The organism is Bacillus sp. MMSF_3328, assembly GCF_030733525.1.
In the GTDB taxonomy this organism is placed as follows: Bacteria; Bacillota; Bacilli; order Bacillales; family Cytobacillaceae; genus Bacillus_AB; species Bacillus_AB infantis.
On sequence record NZ_JASHIV010000020.1, the window covers coordinates 21951 to 43732 of the forward strand.

Consider the following 21782-nt stretch of genomic DNA (forward strand, 5'->3'; position numbering starts at 1 on the left):
TAGTCCCGCGACTAAGCTTTTTTCATGGCCTCCATCACCTGCTGATCGAGCCTTTCTGCTGCTTTTTTATCATATGTTTTGTCATATTGGGGATCAGCTGTCATTTTAGATCCATAAAACATAACATCCCTTACCTCACTGATCTTCAGTTCTGCAAGTGCCAGCTTGAGGGGGACAGATTCCATTTTTTCCAGCTTCACTGCCGCTTCTCCCTGGATGGAGTATGTAGATTCGTTGGCAATGATATTGATGACTACATGCCTGTTATGTTTAATATTTTCAATAATCCTCGATCTGCTGTCAATAGCAAAGCAGATTGTTTCTTCATCCTTTGCCAGGACCCATGATATAGCATTCACGTTCGGCCCGCCTGTTTCATGGTCCACTGTTGCGAGAGTAACAAACCGCTCCTGCTGAAGCTCATCGAATAAGGGCTTGATCAGCCTCGGCTCAACTTGATTTGCCATTACTTTCCCCTCCTCTTAGTCCTATAATAGTATGACTTTCCCCAACTTTCAAGAACCCGTTCCCAGATGCTCTGCCCCCGGTGCAATCTAATTCGAAACTCTTGCCAAACTGTACTATAATATAAATAAGCAATATAGATAAGCAGCTTTTCTGACGGGCTGTCCCTTCGGCTGAAAAATAGGCAGAGGGCCGGCCGCGAGGACCAGTGCTGCTTCAGACTTCTGATCATTCAACTACATTAATAAATCGGGGTGTCATTATGAGAGTAAAATGTGTGCTTTGCGATAAGATAGAATCGATTGAAAATGAATCATTTCAGGCAAAACGCCTGCGTAACCGGCCGATCCATACGTATATGTGCAAGCCGTGCGAAGAAAGAATAACGGAAAAAACCAACCAAAGGGCCGCCACAGGCAACTTTAAGCTTTACCGGAGCCGCACGGAAGAAGAGGAATGGTAAAAACCGCCCTTGCCTCCGGGGCTGGAGCAGGCTTTTTTTTGGGATTATTCCTGAAGGCCGCTGAAACATTGACCGGCAAGAAAGTGTATGTGCTGCTTCTGAATATCGATTTTATTCCCGTGCTGGGGGATATTCGCTGGAGCGAGGCATCTGAATTCTTTTTCCATCTCCTATTTTCGCTGCTGTTAAGCTTTTGCCTGCTGCTTATTCTGCAGGCCGGAAAATGGCCGACACTGCGGGGATGCTTTTTATGGTAGTTTGCCATCACTTTTCCTGCCCTCCTGCTCTATTTTCCACTCTCCCTTCTGGCAGAGCGGCAGGTACCGCTCCCGGGTGATATGATGGCATTCGGTTTGTGGACAGCAGGCCATATTCTCTACAGCATAGTCCTCGCCAGCTTCTTTTGGCTGGGAATCAGAAAAACCCGCTTGCCCTGATGGGAGAAGCGGGTTTTTCTTATAATGGGAAGTTCGGATATTTCTCCGGCTCTTCATTGATTTGGTCCAGCATGACATCGATCAGCTCAGCCGGAAAACGGAAGCTTCTTCTTTCATTTTTATCTGTAAAAAAGACAGTATAAAAATCCGCTTCTTTAACAGCCTCAATCTCTGAAAGCTTTAAGTCCTCAGTCAGAATCGCTTTGAACATTTCTTCCGTTTCTGCAGCTGCAGTATCCTCCGGCCGTGCATCGCAAACAACCTTGATTGTAAGCCAATTATAGATTGAATCCTGCAGAGATTTCATCATAACGACCTGCCTCCCCGGCTGCTACATGCCTGCTTCCTGTTTTTTCTGCTGGTGCAGCCTGATTTTATAGATGATCAGGATAAGGGCGGCAACCACCAGGCCCTCCCCAATTGGGAGAAAGACTCCCAAAAAGGTCAGGACCGTGCAGCCCAGGATTAAAAACAAATAAATGACAGCCGACTTTGCCAGCGGGAGCTTTTTGGCAAATCCGAGCTTGAATACGACTACACATAAAAGAATGATGGTTATATAGAGCATCCACATTCCTAATTCAGGATTCTCGTCCACTTTATATAACGCGGCGAAAAAAGACAGGCGTTCAGCAATCATATTGCTCTCCTCCTTTTTAAGTCTTTAGTTCGTTTCTGCGTATTTCTTCTTTTTAGCGATCCGTTCACGTTCGTTCTTATCCAGGATTTTCTTGCGCAGGCGGATGGATTCCGGAGTCACTTCGCAATACTCATCATCATTCAGGTACTCAAGCGCTTCTTCAAGCGTCATGATGCGCGGCTTTTTCATAGTAGCCGTCTGGTCTTTATTGGCAGAACGTATATTGGTAGCCTGTTTTACTTTTGTGATATTGACGGTGATGTCATTCTCACGAGTATGTTCTCCAACAATCATGCCTTCATAGATTTCTGTTCCGGCTTCAAGGAAGATGATTCCTCTGTCTTCAACCTGCATGATTCCATAAGTAGAAGCTTTTCCGCTTTCCATGGACACAAGAACACCCTGGCGCCTTCCGCCAACCTGGCCCTGTGCCATTGGCTGATAGCTGTCAAAGGAATGGTTGATGATTCCATATCCGCGGGTAAGCGTCAGGAATTCAGTTGTATATCCGATCAGGCCGCGAGCAGGAACGTTAAAGATCAGGCGGACCTGGCCGCTGCCGTTATTAATCATATCAAGCATTTCGCCTTTTCGGGCACCGATTGATTCCATGATTGAACCAGTATGCTCCTCAGGAACATCGATCTGCACGCGCTCAACAGGCTCACATCTTACACCGTCGATTACTTTTACGATGACCTCCGGCTTTGACACTTGAAGCTCATAGCCTTCACGTCTCATATTTTCAATCAGGATGGAAAGGTGAAGCTCACCGCGTCCTGACACAACCCAAGCATCAGGTGACTCTGTGTTCTCAACGCGAAGACTTACATCTGTCTGAAGCTGGGCACGAAGCCTTTCTTCAATTTTACGTGATGTAACGAACTTGCCTTCTCTTCCTGCAAATGGACTGTTATTGACCAGGAATGTCATCTGCAGTGTAGGCTCGTCGATACGGAGGACAGGAAGAGCTTCCTGATGCTCAACAGGTGTAACGGTTTCCCCTACATTGATATCTTCCATTCCGGAAACGGCAATCAGGTCGCCTGCCTTTGCTTCCTGAATTTCCTGGCGCTTCAGCCCGAAGAAGCCAAAAATTTTGCTTACACGGAATTGTTTTACACTTCCGTCAAGCTTCATGAGTGCAACCTGCTGGCCGACCTGCATGGTTCCGCGGAAAACACGGCCAATCCCGATTCTTCCGACATAGTCGTTATAGTCAAGAAGGGCAACCTGGAATTGAAGATGCTCTTCACTATTGTCAACTGGTGCAGGAATATGATCGACAATCGCATCATAAAGGGACTGCATGTTCTCATCCTGCTTTTCAGGATCTGTACTTGCTGTTCCATTGATGGCAGATGCATAAATAACAGGGAACTCAAGCTGTTCTTCATTGGCATCAAGCTCGATGAACAGGTCAAGGACTTCGTCAATGACTTCGGCAGGACGCGCAAAGTCACGGTCAATTTTGTTAACAACAACAATTGGCGTCAGATTCTGTTCAAGCGCTTTTTTCAATACAAAGCGCGTCTGCGGCATACAGCCTTCGTATGCGTCGACAACAAGCAGAACACCATCAACCATTTTCATGATACGCTCAACCTCGCCGCCAAAGTCAGCGTGGCCCGGAGTATCAAGGATATTGATTCTTGTATCTTTGTACTGGATGGCTGTATTTTTAGCCAGGATGGTAATTCCGCGCTCTCTTTCAAGGTCATTGGAATCCATCGCACGTTCTTCCACATGCTCATTAGTCCGGAAAGTTCCTGACTGTTTCAGCAGCTGGTCAACAAGTGTCGTTTTTCCGTGGTCAACGTGGGCAATAATCGCGATATTGCGAAGATCTTCTCTGATTTTCAAAAAATTCACTCCTAGCTATATTCTAAGCTAATTTATTTTAAAGCTTTATAAACAATCACAACTAAAACATTATACCATAATGACAGTGGTAAACTAAAAGTTTTTTGTGTAAAATAAATTTTAAAGAAAAGAACACATATCTACACTATACCTAAAGACTGGGCTTGATATACATTTTCCATGCTTCAATTCTGGACTTGCTTATGATTTTAAGTGAATCTTCAGGTGCCTGGTCCCGGTTAAACTTTAGGGAGGGGGATTTTTTTGAAAAACATTAAGTGGCCTTTATTATTCTTTGCCGTGGCAGCAGCAGCCTGCATCATGGGTGTCGGCATATCGATTGCCGAGAAAAGTATATTCGGGGTAATTGCCTGTATTGCAGCCCTTGTGCTTGTAATGGGCTTCGGATTTAAAACCAAGAAGAAAATGCGCGAAAACGGATTATTATAACTATAGAACCAGCGAAGAAGCCGGCCCATTGGGGGTCCGGCTTCTTTTTATAGTCTGTTGCTGTTCATGGCTGAAGAGGCTTCAGCAAAAGGAGGTGCTCTTTGCCTCCTTCATCTTTTTCGGATTTATACTGCTCAAAGCCGCTTTTCGAAAGAAACTCCAGCCAGCCGGATTCACTTGCTGGAACAGCGGCAAATACCGCCTTATTTTCTGCAGCCAATTCTTCCCCTAGTGTCAAGAGGATCCCGCAGCCAAGGCCTGTCCCTCTTCTGTTTGGATGAACAAGGATAGTCCCGAGCCAAGGCTTCCGGTTAGAAGGTGCCCTTCTTACATGGAAGGTAACACCCGCCCTTTCACCATCCTTCTCCCACACTCTCCATTCTCCATCAAGTTCTGAATACACCTCTATGTATTCCTCAATGCCCCTCCCCTGTGTCTCATGCACAAGCCATTCTCCTGAATGGTCAGCCAAATATTGAAAAAAAGCATAGTCTCCTGCTGAAAGGCTCCTTGAGGTGATCTTACCAGCTGCCATTTTGCAAATAGTCCCTGAGGATCTTTTCATGCAGGCCAGGCTTGCAGATGAAAACTGAGCTTTGCTCTAACAGGTTCAGATCTTCCCCTTTCAGGGTAGTCGCTTTGCCTCCCAATTCGGTTATAAGGATATTCCCTCCAGCAAAGTCCCACGGGGCCAGTCTCAGTGATATATATGCATCGATGCGGCCTGTTGCAACATAAGCCATTTCAATAGCAGCAGATCCGTATGAACGGGTGCCTCTAACATCCCTGACAAGCGGGGCCAGCAGACTTGGGTCGATCCTTTTGTTTTCAGTGACCCAGGTAGCATTCAGCCCTATGATAGCATCCTGGACACTTGCTTCTTTCAGGCTCGGTATTTGCATATCGTCCAGATAGGCGCCTTTACCCTGGAAAGCATGATAAAGCTCATCATGGGCCACATCGTAAATAAGGCCGATCTTTCCAACCCCATCTTCATATATCCCGATCGATATGGCGAAATTCCTTTGCTGATGAACAAAATTCATTGTTCCATCAATTGGGTCGATAATCCAGACAACTCCATCCAGATCCTCTATTTTGTCCCCAAATCCTTCTTCGCCAAAAATGCGGTGTTCAGGATATGTTTCATTGATTTTGCTGATAAAAAACTGCTCGGTCGCCTGGTCGATGTCAGTCACAAGATCATTCCGGTTGGATTTCGTTTCAATAGTCAGCGTTTTTTTGAAAGAATCCTTAATCCTTCTTCCGGCTTCTTTTACCCATTCTTTTGCTTTTTCATCAATATGATCCCAGTTCGTCATTTCTCTTTCCTCCGTAAAGGCCGGGCTCCAGCTGCCAGCGCCCTGCGCCCGGCCATATATTAATGATAAGATTATCGGAAATGCAGGAACTTCTCAAGCATAGCGTCCCCCCGCCTCACTCTATTAAGCAATATCCTTCTTTTTTCCCTTCAGAAAAAATAATAAACGGACTCCAGCCATGTTACCGGGAGCCCGTTTTTATTTTCTATAGAAGTTTTCAACTGACCATTCTGACATTTTTTCTCCTTTTTAATGAACCTTTATATATATTTAAATAAATGCTAGAGCCTTTCTCTCACAGCGCTTTCAGCCTAACCAGCTCTTCACGTATCTTTTCGAGCTTTTGTTTTGTTCTTTTTTTGACATTCTCATTATTGTCGCCCATTGCTTCGAAAAGTGTCGCCAATTCATAATCCATTTCAAGCCTCAGTACGGCGGTTCTTTCCTTTTCACCGGCTTTTTTCTTTACAGAATTCATTAATTGTTTCATGATCTTGCACCCCTTCCGGTTTTAGTTGAATTTTCAGATATCTTTTTTTATTATAATATGAAGTCCTCAAAGCAGTTGCAACAAAATTGTGCTGATACCCATTGCCTGTAAATAAGAGGTCAGAAGCTGTTCATTTCCCCTTTTTCCTGCGCTGTGCTACAATGTTGCCAAAATCAGCAGGAGGTTATACATATGCCATTCAGCGGCTTTTCCAATGCAGACTTTGATGTTTTTAAAATAGATGGACTAGAAGAAAGAATGGATAGCTTGAAAGAAAATATCCGTCCAAAGCTTGAGGAGCTGGGCAGCTATTTTGCGCCGGGCTTATCAGCTCTTACAGGAGATGAAATGCATCCCCATGTTGCCAAGCATGCCAGAAGGACAATCAATCCGCCAAATGATACCTGGGTTGCCTTTGCGGCTAATCCAAGAGGATATAAAATGCTCCCCCATTTTCAGATCGGATTATGGGAAAGCCATGTGTTCATTTGGTTTGCCACCATTTACGAAGCACCCAATAAAAAGGAATTCGGGGCTGCATTAAAGAAAAACTTAAGCGAAATCTACAGCAGCATCCCCGGCAGCTATGTATGGTCAGGAGATCACACAAAGCCTGGCGCCGTTTCTCACAGTTCCCTTGATAAGTCAGAACTTGAGGCCATGTTCGACCGCCTCGAAAACGTTAAAAAGGCGGAAATCCTCTGCGGTGTCAACATACCGCGTGAAGAAGCCATCAAGCTCAGCGCTGAGGAATTCCTGCAGAAAGCTGATTCTGTATTTAAAAATCTATTACCCCTATACAAAATGGCATAAACGGGTCCAGACGCCCAAACTGCCAAAAGAACCTGCATCAGATCGATGCAGGTTCTTTTGTTTACTTCATTTTTACTTTGTCCCCGGCTTTTGCCTCTTTGGCTGCTTTTACGGAACGGTATGGCGAATACCCGCTCGTTTCTTCAAATTCGCTGCAGACTGTCTTTTCCTGGGCCTTGCCTGGTACAATTTCTTTAAAACGGCGGTACGAATCCATAAGGATTTCCCTGTCGACCCCTTTTTCATAAGCGGCTTCAACGCTCTCAAAGAACTTTATCACGTCTACAATTTCTTCTGTCGACCAATCCGGGTCGATTGGATATTGATATTCCAAAGATGTTCACTCCTCTTCAAGCATCTTAGCTGATTTTAACCAGTCCAAGAAAATTTTGCAATTCTTGTCCTAGTCTGCCCATGAGCGCCGGATATCTTCTGCTTCTTTTATAATCCTGCTGACCAGATCGCCAGCTGAAGGAATATCCTTAATCATGCCCATTACCTGCCCTGCCCAGGCAAATCCTTCAGTTTCAGAGCCGTCATGGATATAGCGCTTGTTTGCCTGCCCGCTTATATAATCCTTCAGTTCTTCATAACTGCCATTATTCTTTTCAATTTCCAATATTCTGTCCGCCCATGAGTTGGCAATGACCCTCGCAGGAGCCCCGAGCGAACGTTTAATGACAATGGTGTCATTTTCCGATCCCCCGACCAGTCTTTCTTTATACAGCTTTGAAGCATGCACACACTCTTCTGTAGCCACAAATCTTGTGCCCATTTCAATTCCTTCCGCACCAAGGCTCAAGGCAGCCATCAAGCCCCTGCCGTCGCCGATCCCGCCAGAGGCGATCACTGGAATCGACACAGCATCTGAAACCTGGGGAACAAGCACCATTGTCCCGGTATCTGTCCTTCCAAGATGCCCTCCCCCCTCCTGGCCGACAACCATCACAGCATCCGCGCCGAGTTCTTCTGCTTTAACAGCCTGCCTTCTTGCCGCCACAAGCACAAGCTTCCTGACATCAGTTCCCTTCAGCATCTCAAAAATCGGGGCCGGATTCCCGCCCGTCATAGAAATGACCGGGACACCCTCCTGAAGCGCTGCTTCCAGGAACCCCTCGAATGGCCTGCCATGCTGCCCGATGGCAAAATTAACGCCAAAAGGCTTTTCCGTTATCGTTTTGACCTTTCTGATTTCCGTTTTGAGCTCCTCCGGCGAAGGCAGCGACATGGCTGTTATTTGTCCCAGTCCGCCTGCATTGGAAACCGCTCCTGCAAGCTCAGAGTACGCAAGATGCGCGAGGCCTCCTTGAATGATCGGGTACTGTATATCCAATAATTCCGTTACTCTAGTCTGCCATTTCATCTTTGTCTCCCCTTTTCCTTCTCAATTCTCCTTCAAATACTTCGGGACAGCAGCTGAAAATTCCTTTTTTAACAGGCGGGAAACCGGAAATCCACTGTATGGGCGCAGGGGCGAATAGTCAAGAGTATTTCATCGAATGCTACAGAAAAGGGATATATTCAGCCGCTCTGCAAATTTGCCTGCCAATGCCGGCTAGAATCGCTTTGCATCCATATGCTTTAATGCTATAATTCATTTGTTTTATAAGTATATTAACGACAATGATTAAAGAGGTGTGGGAATAGTTGCTACAATCTGAAACACCGTTATTCAGCGGTTTACTGGAACATGCAAAAAAGAACCCTATTCAATTTCATATACCCGGACATAAAAAAGGGGCGGGAATTGATCCGGAGTTCCGAGAATTTATCGGAGATAATGCCCTGTCAATCGATTTGATTAACATCGGCCCCCTTGATGATCTCCATCAGCCGAAAGGAATCATCAAACAGGCGCAGGACCTGGCTGCAGAAGCATTTGGTGCAGATCATACATTCTTTTCAGTTCAGGGAACCAGCGGAGCGATCATGACGATGGTCATGGCAGTCTGCGGGCCTGGGGACAAAATTATCGTACCAAGAAATGTTCATAAATCGGTGATGTCAGCCATTGTCTTCTCAGGTGCGACCCCTATTTTCATTCACCCGGAGGTTGATGAAAAGCTGGGAATTTCACATGGAATCACTACAGATTCAGTGGAGAAGGCACTTAGCCAGCATCCCGACGCTAAAGGTGTGCTGGTTATCAATCCTACCTATTTTGGAATATCAGCAAACCTGAAGGAGATTGTTGAGATCGCTCATTCCTATGAGGTGCCTGTCCTTGTGGATGAAGCACATGGTGTTCATATTCATTTCCATGAAGACCTGCCGATGTCTGCGATGCAGGCTGGCGCCGATATGGCCGCTACCAGTGTCCATAAACTGGGCGGATCAATGACGCAAAGTTCAATCCTGAATGTTAAAGGAAATCTTGTTTCCCCTAAGCGCGTTCAGTCGATCCTAAGCATGCTGACAACGACCTCTACCTCCTATCTGCTGCTTGCGTCTCTTGATGTTGCAAGAAGAAGACTTGCTACAGAGGGGAAAGAGCTGATTGAGCGGACAATAGACCTGGCACAGTATATGAGGAAAGAAATCAATGAGGTTGACCGCCTCTACTGTGTCGGTGACGAGATTCTTGAAACCAAGGCGGCTTATGATTATGATCCGACCAAATTGATTATCTCTGTGAAAGAGTTAAATGTAACAGGATATGATGTAGAAAAATGGCTCCGCGAGAAGTTTAATATCGAGGTCGAGCTATCAGATTTATATAATATCCTCTGCATCATTACTCCAGGAGATACCAAACAAGAGGCAGATGCCCTGCTTGCTGCACTCAGGGAATTATCTGCGGGCGGCCTTCAAGAAACTGAACGCAAGGATGCAAAAGTGATGCTGCCTAATATACCGGTGCTTTCGTTAACGCCACGGGATGCTTTTTATGCAGAAACTGAGCTTGTCCCTTTTGACGAATCTGAAGGGCGCATCATTGCAGAATTCATCATGGTCTACCCTCCAGGAATTCCAATCTTCATTCCAGGGGAAATCATCACGAAGGATAATCTTGTCTATATTAAAACAAATATGGAGGCAGGACTGCCTGTCCAGGGACCTGAGGACTACGATTTCAAATTCCTGCGTGTGATTAAAGAGCATAAAGCGATCAGGTAAGAATATGGAACAAAAGCGCAAGCGCCTTGATCCACCCCTTAAGGAACGCAGACTAAAAACGCCACTTCCTGCTGCAACGTCTTGAGGCCCCCCATCCTGGGGGGCCTCAAGACGAACCTCCCCGAAAGGCGTTCTTTGCCTTTTTGGGAGGTTTGGCTTGTGACCTCGGCGCAGCTGCTGGACGTGGATCAAGAATTGATAATAATCCACAAGGATTACTAATTATAAATTCCTAAACAGTAAAAAAGAAAGCATGCAATTTTTGCATGCTTTCTTCTATAAAATCATTTTTAATGCTGATTCTAATTGCTTTTCTCTTTTTGTCCGCCTTTTCTGCAATTGCATTTCGCATACAGAACCGTTACCTTTTCATCTTCAAAGTGATCGATTGTTGAATTGCAATCCTGACATACTATTGTGCCCATCTGTTCAATCCCCTTTTCGCTGAATTTGGTTTTGAAAGCGTTTTATTTTACTCTAAATCTATAATATTATAACATTATTAAAATATCAAGCCTAAATTGTATGACACATTTTGCGGGTTATCGCTTATTTTTCATTCTTTTTTTCCAGGGAGGAAGGATCATTCCCTTTTAAAAACTTCTATAAGGTTACAGCATCCCGCAAGAATGGTAAAATTAAATCTAAATATTCTGTTTTTAAAGGAGGTTTCTTCATGTCGAGCAGCGCTTACATAAAACTGGTCAAAACATCAAGCCAGGAAACGATTACAATTCAGGAGGTAAAAGATTTACTGGAATATTATAAAGCTATAACCGCAAAAACCGGCGATCAGGTTGATTGGGGTTACAGCAAAGCAGCCTTTCCTTATGAAATAAAGGAATATACACAAGGAGACGGAAAACGGCTTTGGCTGCAATCTTTGGATGACCGTTATAATACGATACTGATAGGAGTAGGAACAGAAATGATACAAGATGCTGACAGCACAGAGCGGATCCAATCCTATATACAGCTTACCCTGCCGGAAAATGCAGCAATGGGCGACAAAAGCAAAGCGAATGAATTCTGTAAATTTTTAGCTAAGAAACTCCAGGCTGAACTGCAGCTGTTCAACGGAAGAATTATGTACTTTAACGGGCGAAAATAATAAGGTATGATAATATAGATTCGTTGAAATAAGTTTCAGGTATTAAGGAGTTGTCAGCTTGAAGAAAAGAGTCCTAATCATCATAATAGTCAGTCTGGCTTTTACACTGGTGTCCCCTTTCATCTTTGACGCAAGGCTGGAAGACAAGCCGGATTCATTAACACAGAATCTTCTATTCGGGGGCCCTTTCCCTTTTGCCGAGCAGACCAGCTATCTGCCAGAGCAGGAGGATGCATATCCGGTGGTTATACAATTTGAATCTCCCCTGGAAAAAGAAACGAATTACAAGCTTACGCCCCTCGTGTTGACAGAGCTGAGCTATTTTCTTTTCTTTTTCGCAGTCACAACTATAATAGCTAGATTATTTAAAGGGAATGTTAGAAGGTAAGAAGAAAGAGCGGCACTCGATGCCGCTCTTTTTCTGGTTTATAAAGCTGTTTGGATCCTGTCAGGATCCACAATTTCATACCCTTTTGCCTGAAGGCCCTTTACAATCCCCTCCAGCGCTGCATTCGTCCAATCTCTGTCATGCATAAGCAGATTGGCTCCGTCGGTCAGATATGGGGAATTGACCATAATGTCCGTCAAGGCCTCTTTGTTTTGATAGTCCTTTTCCCAATCGTATCCATATGTCCAGTTCATGAGCTCCATTCCTTCCGCTGCAGCAGCCTCCCTGCTTGCATCGGTATTGATCCCAAAAGGAGCCCTGAAAAATCGAGGCTTTTCCCCGATGATTTCTTCTACACGTTTATTTAATTTCAATACCTCTTCCTTTTGCTGTGCCGGGGTAATTTCCTTTAGATTACTGTGGCTGTATGTATGGTTCCCGATTGGAAAACCCAGATTATGTATCTCTTTCAATTTTTCTTCTTCCTCCGGGGTATCCAGAAAATGCCCGTTAACGAAAAATATGGCGCTGACACCCAGCTGATGCAATGTTTTAGCCATCTCTACGGCATGTTTATCAGGCGCATCATCAATGGTAAGGAGGACCACTTTTTTGTTCGCATCTGCCAGCGGCTCAATAGTCCAATTATTTTCATTAATGCGGTATAAAGGCTCTTTATCCTCCGTTTCAGCCGGCTGTTCTTCCTGAGATCCTGTCTCCTCTGCAGCTGAATCACTTGCCTCTTCATTTTCAGCAGTTTCTTCTGCATTGCTGCTTCCCTGCTCTTTGGCCGTTTCCACAGTATCTTTTGGTTCTTCTCCCTTATCTTTGCCTGCTTCTCCGCCTGCACCGCACGCAGAAAGCAGCATGGCAGACAGCACCAAGGCGGCAGTTTTTTTATTCATCATTACCCCTCCAATAAGCGTTATGCTTTTTATTATACTTATAAAATGTTAGTATAGAAAATGGTTTGTAACTGGTAGAGACAATCGAAATAACTCCCCCTTTTTATCCGTAAAGTATTTCTATCTGCTGTTTTCCCTAAACCACTGTTTCCACACCATACTATTTTCTAAACATAAAACTGCAGCCCATTCATCAGCAATGGCTGAGCCTGCACATATGTATGATTTGATTTGGAGGGATTGGATGAAGAAACTGACACCAGTTTTTTGGGTATCAGTTATCGTAACTGTATTATTTATTATCTGGGGGCTTATTCCAAAAAGGATATTGCCCAATGCAAATTTAGACGTTGTTACACAAAATGTTCAAGGATTCATCCTTGAGAAATTTGGCTGGTTTTATATGCTGTCAGCCTCGATCTTTTTAATTTTTGCTATTGTACTTATTTTCACAAAGTATGGAAACATTCGTTTAGGGAAAGATAATGAGCAGCCCGAATTCGGTTATTTAACCTGGTTTGCGATGCTGTTCAGTGCAGGAATGGGGATAGGCCTTGTATTCTGGGGAGCTGCAGAGCCTATGTATCATTATTTCGATCCGCCATTCGGCGACGGAGAAACGCCGGATTCTGCCAGAACAGCCATGAGATATTCCTTTTTCCACTGGGGACTCCACCCTTGGGCCATCTATGCAGTGATAGCCCTTGCTTTGGCTTACTTTCAGTTCAGGAAAGGGGCTCCAGGGGTCATCAGCTCCATTCTCCGTCCCATCTTAGGGGATAAAGTTGACGGAATGCTTGGTGTACTAATCAATTTCATCGCAGTATTTGCAACTGTCTTCGGTGTAGCCACTTCACTGGGACTGGGTGCCATTCAAATAAGCGGCGGCCTGTCACATGTGTTCAGCGGCGTCAGCAACGGCATCGGGACACAGATGATCATTATAGCCGCTGTCACGGTATTATTTATGCTTTCGGCCCAGACAGGGCTTAATAAAGGCATTAAATACTTGAGCAATCTTAATATCATCCTGGCCATTCTTCTGCTGCTATTCATGCTGTTTGTAGGGCCTACCAATTTTATTATGGATCTATTCACCACTACTATCGGTTCTTACTTGCAGAACCTGCCATCCATGAGCTTCAGGCTCAGCCCGTTTGATCAGGAACTGACATGGTTCCAGGATTGGACCATTTTCTATTGGGCCTGGTGGATTGCATGGGCTCCATTTGTGGGAACCTTCATTGCACGGATTTCAAAAGGCAGGACCATCAGGGAGTTTGTCATCGGTGTCCTTGCTGTACCAACATTATTCGGTGCGCTTTGGTTTTCAGTATTTGGAGGAACCGGTATTTTCCTCGAATTCTTTGAAAATACGCCAATCATGGATACGATGACCGAGAATGGCATGGAGATCGCTTTATTTGCTGTCTTTGAGCACTTCCCGTTATCAATGGTGCTGTCCTTGCTTGCCATCTTCCTTATCAGCACCTTCTTCATCACTTCAGCGGACTCGGCAACCTTCGTGCTTGGCATGCAAACGACGAACGGAAGCCTGAACCCGCCAAATAAAGTTAAATTTGTATGGGGCATTATCCAATCTGCTTCTGCAGCCATACTTCTGTGGACAGGCGGCCTTGAAGCATTGCAGCGTGCGTCTATTATTGCCGCCCTGCCATTTACAGTTATTATGCTCCTGATTGTAGTTTCACTGATGAAAGCCTTAAAAGAAGAAAATGTGAGCGATACAAAAGAAAAACAGCAAAAATCTGCATAATAGAAAAGCTTCGGGATGATTTATCCCGAAGCTTTTTTGGTTGGTGTATTTTTATATAGCATTGTTATCCTGCTGCGTTTGTGATTTTTTCAAAAGTGCGGCTACAGGTTATCTGCTGGGACCGCTATTTTTTCTATTTCCTAAGAATAGTGGTTCTAGCTCAACTGGCTGGGACCGCTATTTTTTCTTTTCCCAAGAATAGTGGTCCTAGCTGCCCATGCTGCCATCACCTTATATCTTCAAGTGGTCCTCCCATTTTACCCTAGAAAGGAAAGTCTGCAGGCTGCCTTATAAATTCCGTTCAACTACCACCAGGTACTCTCAATAATGAATAAATGCCAGAGCCGCCTGAAAGCAACCATACAGCCCCAAAGACAGCATAGTGACCATAAAAGTTCTCTTCGGTGATTTTATGATGAAATTACCCAAAATAACAGCAAGATAGAAAAATACAAAAAACATGAGAACATTATAAACTGGATGGTCATGCTTAGAAAGCCACTCCAAAAAAGTATAGCCGCTCCATATAATCAGCTGGATCATGATCACCGAATAAGTCTTCATATAAACACCGCCAATTGCAATATATATTCCCTTCATATGTTTGCTTGTAATCCAGGCTTATATGTATTATATGTACCACTCCGGCCGGGTATTTTTCAATTTTGTAACAATTGGGTGACAAGCGGAGATATTACTATTTATTATGTTAAAATATGGGCTATTATGACGAAATTATTTACAGCTTTTAACACATTAAGAGAAGAAAAGGTGAGCATAAATGAAGAGTTTCCGTTTTTTGCTGTTAGCTTCTTTTATGATATTGACCGTTTCCTGCAGCAAGACGAAAGCTGCTGATGATTTAATGCTTGATAGCTCGCAAAAGCAGGTGATTTTCTTTACAGATGAATCTGACTATCAAAATGAAGCACCATATTATGATGCAATCATAGAATTGAAAAAGGAATTTCCGGATGAAATGAAGAAAATGAAAGTCATAACGGCTGCCAAGGCGAAAAAGTATTATAGTACATTCGAACTTAAAGGATGCCCGGCCATTTTAGTTTTGCACCAGAACAGGATTACAGCAAAAGTGAATGGCGATGCATCAAAAGACAAAATCATTGAACCGCTGTCTAAAGCACTTAGGACCGGCACATAAAAAAGACCTTCCCTCTTTTGTGAGGAAAGGTCTTTCTCTTTATAAGTCCTGCATGCAGTCACAAATTATTTAATGATGTGAATTGGGCTTCCAAGTGCAACTTCAGCTGCTTCCATAGTGATCTCGCCAAGTGTTGGGTGAGCATGGATAGTCATAGCCAAGTCTTCAGCAGTCATGCCTGCTTCAATGGCAAGGCCAAGTTCAGCAATCATGTCAGATGCATTTGCACCAGCAATTTGCGCACCGATGACAAGGTCATCTTCTTTGCGTGTGATCAGCTTCACGAAACCGTCAGTGCTGTTTAAAGCAAGGGCACGGCCATTTGCTGCAAATGGGAATTTGGCAGCATTGACTGCAATTCCTTCTTCTTTAGCCTGCTGCTCAGTGTAACCCACTGAAGCCAGTTCAGGATCAGAGAATACAACTGCAGGGATTCCAAGATAGTCGATCTCAGAATTGTGGCCAGCGATTGCTTCAGCTGCGATTTTACCTTCATAAGAAGCTTTGTGAGCCAACGGAGGTCCTTCAACAATGTCACCTATAGCGTAGATGTTGCTTACGCTTGTACGGCACTGCTTGTCGATCTTGATGATGCCGCGGTCTGACATTTCAACGCCCGCCTGCTCAAGGCCAAGCTCGTCAGTATTTGGACGGCGTCCCACCATAACGAAGACATAATCAGCTTCAACAGATTTTTCTTCGCCTTTTACTTCATACTTGACTGTTACACCGCTGTCAGTTTCTTCAACACCTTTTGCAAGTGCATTAGTGATGATGTTAGCGCCTTTTTTCTTCAGGTTCTTTTTAACCAATGAAGACATTTGCTTTTCAAATCCGTTCAGGATCTCATCAGTTCCTTCAAGGATGGTCACTTCAGTACCGAAGTTAGCGTAAGCTCCGCCAAGCTCGGTTCCGATGTAGCCGCCGCCGATGACAACGATCTTCTCAGGAACTTCTTCAAGAGCCAGTGCGCCTGTTGAATCAAGCACGCGCTTTGAATATTTGAATGCAGGCAGTTCGATTGGACGTGAACCTGTCGCAACGATTGCATTCTTGAAAGTGTAAGTCTGGGAAGACTTCTCATCCATTACTTTCAGAGTATTTGCATCAACGAAGAAAGCTTCTCCGCGTGCGATCTCTACCTTGTTTCCTTTAAGAAGGCCTTCAACACCGCCAGTAAGCTTCTTGACAACTCCGGCTTTCCATTCCTGTACCTTTGTGAAATCTACTTTCACATTTTCCGCTGAAATGCCCATTTCTTCTGAATGCTTAGCATGTTCATAGCGGTGTCCAGCTGAAATCAAAGCCTTTGAAGGGATACAGCCGACATTCAGGCAGACGCCTCCAAGAGTTCCTCTTTCAACGATTGTTACTTTTTGTCCAAGCTGTGCTGCGCGGATAGCGGCAACATAGCCTCCAGGACCTGCACCGATTACTATAGTATCTGTTTCAATAGGGAAATCTCCAACTACCATTTAATTACGCCTCCATTAACAATAGTTCTGGATCGTTGAGTAAACGCTTGATGTGGTTTAATGCATTTTGTGCTGTTGCGCCATCGATGATTCTGTGGTCAAAGCTTAAAGAAAGTGCAAGAACTGGTGCTGCAACGATTTCTCCATCTTTCACTACAGGCTTTTCAGCGATGCGGCCAATTCCCAGGATCGCTACTTCAGGATGATTGATGACAGGTGTAAACCATTGTCCGCCCGCAGAGCCGATATTGGTAATTGTGCAAGAAGCGCCTTTCATTTCATCCGCAGCAAGCTTGCCGTCACGGGCCTTGGTTGCCAGGCTGTTGATTTCATCAGAGATAGCAAATGTAGATTTGCGGTCAGCATCCTTCACAACAGGAACAAGCAGGCCTTTCTCTGTATCAGCAGCAATTCCAATGTTGTAGTAATGCTTGTGAATGATCTCGCCAGCAGCATCGTCAATTGACGTGTTGAGCGCCGGGAATTCACGCAGTGCACTAGTCAATGCCTTTACCACATAAGGCAGGAATGTAAGCTTGATGCCTTTGTTTGCTGCAACTTCCTTGAATTTCTTACGGTGTGCTACCAGTTTTGTTACATCGATTTCATCCATTAATGTAACATGCGGTGCAGTCTGCTTGGAGTTAACCATAGCTTTTGCAATCGCTTTGCGGATTCCGCTCATTTTCTCGCGGGTTTCCGGATATTGGCCTTGAGGAGCTGCTGCTGCTGCCGCTGGTGCTGCTGCTTCTTCCTTAGCTGCCTCTGCCTGTGGTGCTTCCTGAGCAGGTGCTTGAGAGCCTCCGTTCAAGAATGATTCAATATCTTCCTTCAGCACACGTCCGTTTTTACCGCTGCCTGCTACCTGGCGGATATCAACGCCTTTGTCGCGTGCGAACTTGCGCACTGATGGCATAGCGATAATTCTGCGGTCAGGATCAACATCGGGCTGGGAAATAACTGTGCCTTTACCGGCGTCTTCCTGTCCAGGAGCTTCTTCCTTCTTCACATCCTGGCCAGCTTCCATTGTTGATTGAACCTGTGCTTCCGTTTTTTCGGCCGGCGCTTCATCACCGTGTTCACCTTTAAATTGTAAATCCTCATACCCCGGTGCGTCAAAAGATACGAGCACTTGTCCAACAGTAGCAACTGTTCCTTCGCTGATGTGGACCTCTTCAACAGTCCCTTCAACTGGGGATGGAATTTCTACTACTGATTTATCGTTTTGCACTTCGCACAATACGTCATCTTCTTGAACTTTATCGCCTGGTTTAATAAACCATTTTACGATTTCACCTTCGTGGATACCTTCACCGATATCAGGTAATCTGAATTGGAATGACAATGGGTTCACCTTCCTGTTAGTAAATTGAGTGATGATGCAGGAAAGGGAGAAAAAACTTCCCTCTCCCATTAAGAAATTGATCTATTAGAAAGTAAGTACTTTTTTAGCTGTTTCCAGTACATCTTTGTAGTTTGGCAGCCAGATTGTTTCTGCTTGAGAGAAAGCATAGACAGTATCAGGTGCTGCTACGCGGAGAACTGGAGCTTCCAGGCTGAGAATCGCTCTTTCATTGATTTCAGCAACAACCTGAGCAGCTACGCCTGCCTGCTTCTGTGCTTCCTGGACCACAATGGCACGGCCTGTTTTCTCTACAGAGGCAATGATTGTTTCAAGGTCCAGCGGTGCGATTGTACGAAGGTCTACTACTTCTACTGAATAGCCTTCTTTTTCAAGTTCTTCTGCTGCTTTTAATGATTCATGAACCATTGCTCCGTATGTGATGATGGAAAGGTCTGAACCTTCACGCTTCACATCAGCCTTGCCAAGAGGAATTGTGTATTCTTCTTCAGGCACCTCTTCACGGAATGCACGGTATAGCTTAAGATGCTCAAGGAAAATAACCGGATCGTTGTCACGGATAGATGAAATCAGAAGTCCTTTTGCATCGTAAGGAGTTGAAGGCACAACCACCTTTAGACCTGGTGATTGAGTCATCAGCCCTTCAAGGCTGTCAGAGTGAAGTTCCGGAGTATGCACTCCGCCCCCGAAAGGAGAACGCACAGTGACAGGAGAATGGTATCTGCCGCCTGAACGGTAGCGCATACGCGCCATTTGGCCGGCGATTGAGTCCATTACTTCGAACACAAATCCGAAGAATTGGATTTCCGGCACTGGACGGAAGCCCTGAAGGCCAAGACCAATTGCTAAACCGCCAATTCCAGATTCAGCAAGTGGAGTATCGAATACGCGGTCTTCGCCGAACTCTTTCTGAAGACCTTCCGTAGCACGGAATACACCGCCGTTAACGCCTACGTCTTCACCGAACACAAGTACGTTCGGATCATTGCGCATTTCTGTGCGCAACGCATCGGTGATTGCCTGGATCATTGTCATTTGCGCCATCGCTTACTTCGACTCCTTTGCTTGGTAAATTTCATATTGTTCTTTAAGGTTACGAGGCATTTCTTCATACATGTTCTCCATGAAGTCTGTTACTTTCTGCTTCGGATAACCGTCAGCTTTCTTGATTGCTTCTTTGATATCTTCTTTAGCCTGGTCGATTACTTCGTTTTCCTTTTCTTCGTTCCAGATGCCCTTGTTTTCAAGGAATTTGCGGAAACGGACTAAAGGATCCTTCTTTTCCCATTCGTTGTCAAGGTCCGTTGTACGGTAGCGAGTCGGATCATCGCCAGCCATTGTATGCGGGCCATAGCGGTATGTCATCGTTTCAATCAGAGTCGGGCCTTCGCCGTTTACTGCACGTTTGCGGGCATCGCTGACTGCTGCATATACAGCAAGGGGATCCATTCCGTCTACCTGAACTCCAGGGATACCTGCTGCGACTGCTTTTTGAGCTACAGTCTTAGCCGCTGATTGCTTTTCTACCGGAGTGGAAATCGCAAAGCGGTTGTTTTGAACAACAAAGATCGCTGGAGCCTTAAATGCCCCTGCAAAGTTAAGACCTTCGTAGAAATCACCTTGTGAAGCTCCGCCGTCGCCAGTGTATGTAATAGCTACTGAACCGGCACCGCGCTTCTTCATCCCAAGAGCCACACCTGCAGCCTGGATGATCTGAGCGCCGATGATGATTTGAGGTGAAATTGTATTCACACCTTCAGGCATCTGGTTGCCGTGGAAATGTCCGCGTGAGAACAAGAATGCCTGATACAGCGGCAGGCCGTGCCAGATCATTTGAGGAACATCGCGGTATCCCGGAAGGATGAAGTCTTCCTTCTCAAGAGCAAACTGTGAAGCAAGCTGTGAAGCTTCCTGTCCTGCTGTCGGCGCATAGAATCCAAGGCGCCCCTGTCTGTTTAGAGAGATGGAACGCTGATCAAGAATACGAGTGTATACCATGCGGCGCATCAATTCCTGAAGCTGCTCATCGCTTAATTCAGGCATTGCCGCTTCATTTACGACTTCGCCTTCTTCATTCAATATTTGAAACATTTCAAACTGCTCTTCTACCGCCTCAAGCGCTTTAGTAGCATCCAATTGTGCTTTCTTCGTTTTAGAAGCCATCTTTGTCACCCTTTCCTTTCATTAAAAAGACATTATTTTAAGAGATAAATACACAAAGCTTAGAATACCCAAAATGAATTCATCTTAGAAATCTGCTTTTGTTTTTTCCCTATTAAATTTAGCCGTACATGCAAAAAAACTGTCCGGCTCATCCTTTGACAGCTGCAAAACATAGTTTTACTTAGTTTTCCACAGATGCCTCCGGAAAAAACGTCTATTCTGATATTTCTTTACAATCATTTTCTGTATCATTGAATTATATATGTCTCACTGATACAAGCAATGAAATCACCTTACTCATTTTATTATAAGAAATCCGTTACAGTCAATTATTTAAACCTATTTTTCAAAAATTATTTCGAGTATTTTAAAAAACTGTATTAATAAGTCCTTATTAACTGTACTATAAAAAAGCAGCTTTTTAACAGGATGTGTTATAACAAGAGAAGAATTATTTAGGAAGAATTATTTTAAAAAAATACTTTGTGTCCAGCACAAAAAGTCTTTCGGCATCATCTGACCGAAAGACTTCTCGAATATTCCCCTTTTAACAGGCGTTGACTCTATGCTTATGTTTACTCAGCAGCAACCTCTACACCAGCCTGCTTATAGAAGGATAATTTTATTTCATTATATTTTTTTGTCAGCTCATTAAATTCTTTATTATGGACCGTCAGCTGCTCATAGGATTGATTGATTTTTTCAATCTGGGCTTCCAGCTGCTCCATTGTCAGGTCTTCCTTCTTGAACAGCGAATACAGCTCTTTGTCCAGTTCAAGGCCCTTCTTATATTCACTGTATAGTTCATCATGGACGCTGTAACGGTCCATCATCACTTTGTACAGTTCCTCAGCACTTTCTTTTGCTTCCTTATCTTCAATGTCAGGGATGATATCCTCAAGAGGTGCAAATTCTTCTTTGGAGGATTCAATGCTCTCCTGCTCTTTATTCATGAGCTCTTCCCTCTTCCCCACGGCTTCAAGGGCTTCATCTGACAGCTTTTTAATTTGGTCAAATTCCTTCATGCCCAGCGCAATGATCTGATCATAAAGTTCTTTTTCCTGCTTTTCCAGTTTAACAAGCGGGTCCTGCTGCTTTTCAAACCCGTCTTCTGCTTCTGCAGTTTTCTCCAGAAGGCTGTAGGCTTTTTCACCTGGTGTCTCCTTGTTCATGCATCCCCCGAGCACAAACAAACTTAAAAATAATACAGCCAGTACTTTTTTCTTTCTGATAACGGACATCATTAAACCCCCTAAGTGGAAAATAGCTGCTGCATATAAGCTGCATATAGGTGTGGTCCAAGATTCTTCATTAATTTTATGAAAAAGCTTGTCCAACCATTTAATTAGAATTCAGCAGGATAATGCCATAAAGATAC

General features: G+C 44.4%; 25 protein-coding genes. 9 read left to right on the forward strand and 16 right to left on the reverse strand.

What is annotated here, in order from left to right; genetic code table 11:
• Window positions 1-11: 11 nt before the first annotated feature.
• Complete coding sequence (locus tag RBB45_RS21760) at window positions 12-467, reverse strand: pyridoxamine 5'-phosphate oxidase family protein (protein ID WP_009791117.1); 456 nt, start codon at window positions 465-467, stop codon at window positions 12-14.
• Between the two features lie 260 nt (window positions 468-727).
• Here RBB45_RS21760 and RBB45_RS21765 point away from each other — a divergent pair, with 260 nt between their 5' ends.
• A complete protein-coding gene (locus tag RBB45_RS21765; protein WP_009791115.1) occupies window positions 728-928 on the forward strand; it encodes a YlaI family protein in 201 nt (66 codons plus the stop codon).
• The gene (locus RBB45_RS21770; RefSeq protein WP_306010331.1) at window positions 922-1185 is read left to right on the forward strand and encodes a hypothetical protein; all 264 of its coding nucleotides are present in this window, start codon (window positions 922-924) and stop codon (window positions 1183-1185) included. The genes RBB45_RS21765 and RBB45_RS21770 overlap by 7 nt, the downstream gene beginning before the upstream one ends.
• 199 nt (window positions 1186-1384) lie before the next feature.
• On the opposite strand, the gene RBB45_RS21775 is transcribed toward RBB45_RS21770, so the two are convergent.
• From RBB45_RS21775 to typA, 3 genes are read right to left on the reverse strand one after another with little or no spacing between them, the layout of a single operon-like run.
• Window positions 1385-1672: a hypothetical protein gene (locus tag RBB45_RS21775; RefSeq protein ID WP_035401075.1), complete on the reverse strand. Its 288-nt coding sequence runs from the start codon at window positions 1670-1672 to the stop codon at window positions 1385-1387.
• Window positions 1673-1696: 24 nt separating this feature from the next.
• Window positions 1697-2005, reverse strand: coding sequence for a YlaH-like family protein (locus RBB45_RS21780; RefSeq protein ID WP_009791112.1), 309 nt, complete (start codon window positions 2003-2005; stop codon window positions 1697-1699).
• Between the two features lie 24 nt (window positions 2006-2029).
• Entirely contained in the window at window positions 2030-3868 is a 1839-nt protein-coding gene (gene typA, locus RBB45_RS21785) for a translational GTPase TypA (protein WP_009791111.1), read from the reverse strand.
• 264 nt (window positions 3869-4132) lie between these two features.
• Here typA and RBB45_RS21790 point away from each other — a divergent pair, with 264 nt between their 5' ends.
• The gene (locus tag RBB45_RS21790) at window positions 4133-4318 is read left to right on the forward strand and encodes a YlaF family protein (RefSeq protein ID WP_009791110.1); all 186 of its coding nucleotides are present in this window, start codon (window positions 4133-4135) and stop codon (window positions 4316-4318) included.
• Window positions 4319-4382: 64 nt separating this feature from the next.
• Here RBB45_RS21790 and RBB45_RS21795 read toward each other — a convergent pair whose 3' ends face one another.
• The 3 genes from RBB45_RS21795 to RBB45_RS21805 form a co-directional block, all read right to left on the reverse strand.
• The gene (locus RBB45_RS21795; RefSeq protein WP_129611821.1) at window positions 4383-4853 is read right to left on the reverse strand and encodes a GNAT family N-acetyltransferase; all 471 of its coding nucleotides are present in this window, start codon (window positions 4851-4853) and stop codon (window positions 4383-4385) included.
• A complete protein-coding gene (locus tag RBB45_RS21800; protein WP_306010332.1) occupies window positions 4840-5640 on the reverse strand; it encodes an inositol monophosphatase family protein in 801 nt (266 codons plus the stop codon). Before RBB45_RS21800 ends, RBB45_RS21795 begins: the two co-directional genes overlap by 14 nt.
• Before the next feature lie 295 nt (window positions 5641-5935).
• Complete coding sequence (locus tag RBB45_RS21805) at window positions 5936-6130, reverse strand: hypothetical protein (RefSeq protein WP_009791107.1); 195 nt, start codon at window positions 6128-6130, stop codon at window positions 5936-5938.
• Window positions 6131-6322: 192 nt separating this feature from the next.
• On the opposite strand from RBB45_RS21805, the gene RBB45_RS21810 reads away from it, so the two are divergent.
• Entirely contained in the window at window positions 6323-6943 is a 621-nt protein-coding gene (locus RBB45_RS21810; protein ID WP_009791106.1) for a YktB family protein, read from the forward strand.
• A gap of 61 nt (window positions 6944-7004) precedes the next feature.
• Here RBB45_RS21810 and RBB45_RS21815 read toward each other — a convergent pair whose 3' ends face one another.
• Together RBB45_RS21815 and RBB45_RS21820 are read right to left on the reverse strand one after the other, a co-directional pair.
• On the reverse strand, window positions 7005-7277 hold the full coding sequence (locus RBB45_RS21815; protein WP_009791105.1) for a UPF0223 family protein: 273 nt from the start codon (window positions 7275-7277) through the stop codon (window positions 7005-7007).
• 69 nt (window positions 7278-7346) lie between these two features.
• A complete protein-coding gene (locus RBB45_RS21820; protein WP_022543677.1) occupies window positions 7347-8306 on the reverse strand; it encodes an NAD(P)H-dependent flavin oxidoreductase in 960 nt (319 codons plus the stop codon).
• A 284-nt stretch (window positions 8307-8590) separates the two neighbouring features.
• On the opposite strand from RBB45_RS21820, the gene RBB45_RS21825 reads away from it, so the two are divergent.
• A complete protein-coding gene (locus RBB45_RS21825) occupies window positions 8591-10060 on the forward strand; it encodes an aminotransferase class I/II-fold pyridoxal phosphate-dependent enzyme (protein ID WP_224950165.1) in 1470 nt (489 codons plus the stop codon).
• A 302-nt stretch (window positions 10061-10362) separates the two neighbouring features.
• On the opposite strand, the gene RBB45_RS21830 is transcribed toward RBB45_RS21825, so the two are convergent.
• Entirely contained in the window at window positions 10363-10485 is a 123-nt protein-coding gene (locus RBB45_RS21830; protein ID WP_083783061.1) for a GapA-binding peptide SR1P, read from the reverse strand.
• A gap of 251 nt (window positions 10486-10736) precedes the next feature.
• Between RBB45_RS21830 and RBB45_RS21835 the strand changes: the two genes are divergently transcribed.
• Window positions 10737-11171: a DUF1885 family protein gene (locus RBB45_RS21835; RefSeq protein ID WP_101550705.1), complete on the forward strand. Its 435-nt coding sequence runs from the start codon at window positions 10737-10739 to the stop codon at window positions 11169-11171.
• A 58-nt stretch (window positions 11172-11229) separates the two neighbouring features.
• Complete coding sequence (locus RBB45_RS21840) at window positions 11230-11559, forward strand: hypothetical protein (RefSeq protein ID WP_009791099.1); 330 nt, start codon at window positions 11230-11232, stop codon at window positions 11557-11559.
• 38 nt (window positions 11560-11597) lie between these two features.
• On the opposite strand, the gene RBB45_RS21845 is transcribed toward RBB45_RS21840, so the two are convergent.
• Window positions 11598-12467, reverse strand: a complete 870-nt coding sequence (locus tag RBB45_RS21845) for a polysaccharide deacetylase family protein (protein WP_306010333.1) — start codon at window positions 12465-12467, stop codon at window positions 11598-11600.
• A gap of 241 nt (window positions 12468-12708) precedes the next feature.
• On the opposite strand from RBB45_RS21845, the gene RBB45_RS21850 reads away from it, so the two are divergent.
• Together RBB45_RS21850 and RBB45_RS21855 are read left to right on the forward strand one after the other, a co-directional pair.
• Complete coding sequence (locus RBB45_RS21850) at window positions 12709-14241, forward strand: glycine betaine uptake BCCT transporter (RefSeq protein WP_094768877.1); 1533 nt, start codon at window positions 12709-12711, stop codon at window positions 14239-14241.
• Between the two features lie 781 nt (window positions 14242-15022).
• Window positions 15023-15403, forward strand: a complete 381-nt coding sequence (locus RBB45_RS21855; protein WP_022543673.1) for a hypothetical protein — start codon at window positions 15023-15025, stop codon at window positions 15401-15403.
• 65 nt (window positions 15404-15468) lie between these two features.
• Here RBB45_RS21855 and lpdA read toward each other — a convergent pair whose 3' ends face one another.
• The 5 genes from lpdA to RBB45_RS21880 form a co-directional block, all read right to left on the reverse strand.
• On the reverse strand, window positions 15469-16878 hold the full coding sequence (lpdA, locus tag RBB45_RS21860) for a dihydrolipoyl dehydrogenase (protein WP_009791093.1): 1410 nt from the start codon (window positions 16876-16878) through the stop codon (window positions 15469-15471).
• Between the two features lie 4 nt (window positions 16879-16882).
• Window positions 16883-18223: a dihydrolipoamide acetyltransferase family protein gene (locus RBB45_RS21865; RefSeq protein WP_148950217.1), complete on the reverse strand. Its 1341-nt coding sequence runs from the start codon at window positions 18221-18223 to the stop codon at window positions 16883-16885.
• Window positions 18224-18307: 84 nt separating this feature from the next.
• Window positions 18308-19285: an alpha-ketoacid dehydrogenase subunit beta gene (locus RBB45_RS21870; protein WP_009791091.1), complete on the reverse strand. Its 978-nt coding sequence runs from the start codon at window positions 19283-19285 to the stop codon at window positions 18308-18310.
• A gap of 3 nt (window positions 19286-19288) precedes the next feature.
• Window positions 19289-20404: a pyruvate dehydrogenase (acetyl-transferring) E1 component subunit alpha gene (pdhA, locus tag RBB45_RS21875; protein ID WP_009791090.1), complete on the reverse strand. Its 1116-nt coding sequence runs from the start codon at window positions 20402-20404 to the stop codon at window positions 19289-19291.
• A gap of 575 nt (window positions 20405-20979) precedes the next feature.
• Complete coding sequence (locus RBB45_RS21880; RefSeq protein WP_224950157.1) at window positions 20980-21648, reverse strand: YkyA family protein; 669 nt, start codon at window positions 21646-21648, stop codon at window positions 20980-20982.
• Window positions 21649-21782: the final 134 nt, after the last annotated feature.